The sequence below is a fragment of the Blautia sp. MCC269 genome, from assembly GCF_018785655.1.
GTDB lineage: Bacteria > Bacillota > Clostridia > Lachnospirales > Lachnospiraceae > Blautia_A.
Map to the genome: position 1 here is coordinate 9,862 of NZ_WQQE01000005.1, position 833 is coordinate 10,694.

The window sequence follows — 833 nt, forward strand, 5'->3', positions numbered from 1 at the left end:
GGCACTTGTGTAAACATCAATACTATCGTGGTTTATGTTGTATTCTGCATAAATTGTTCTCATCGTATCTTATCTCCATTTTCTTTTGATAATCAGTTATAAAGTTAAATATCGAAAACATTTCAATCAGTTCACCATGTCGTTATTGTTATATGTTATATTGTGTTATGAAATTTTCTTTCCCTTAATTTTTCCCATATTAAGGTTCATAAAAACCAATGGGAGAATGTAACACAAGGGAAAGAGTAAGGGAAAGTTCACTTGCTACAAACTTAGTATTTTCAAGGGTTTGCGAAGAATTTGATAATCAAATATAACAGTTATTAAATTTCCTAAAATATGTGAAATATCAACTGTAATTTGACTTGCCTATTTTCTTAAAATCTCATGTGGAGCTTCTATTTCATTTGCCAAGGTATGCTCTGTTAACTCTGACATCAATTTCAATTTTTTATTAATCAATGGTCGCATACAATTAGGAACATGTTCCTGATGCGCTCTGTGGATTGCTACACATTCCTTACAGTTTCCGTGATAACGACAGGCTTTCAGGCAAGGACAGTGATCTTTGTATTTATACTCCTTACGAAATTCCGCTGCAAATTCTTCTTGCAGTCTCAGCCCCTCGACACGATTTCCCTTATGAAATTCTACCATTGCATCCATTATTCCGCCATCAGTCTTTCGAACCAGGTATCCATGACAATGATAAACTGGCCTGCTCCTGGCAATTCTTGCAGCATTTCGTCAAGCGTTTTCTGTTTCACATATTTCTGCACATACACCCAACAGGCAATGCTACTGGCTTCTGATACAATGTCAGCTATGGTTTT

The 833-nt window shown here is 35.5% G+C and carries 1 protein-coding gene; it reads right to left on the reverse strand.

Features of this window, described 5'->3' with window-relative positions; all coding sequences use genetic code 11:
- Window positions 1-369 precede the first annotated feature (369 nt).
- Window positions 370-666 (reverse strand): LPS biosynthesis protein, encoded by a 297-nt coding sequence (locus GPK88_RS01460; protein ID WP_173762513.1) that lies wholly within the window; start codon window positions 664-666, stop codon window positions 370-372.
- Window positions 667-833: the final 167 nt, after the last annotated feature.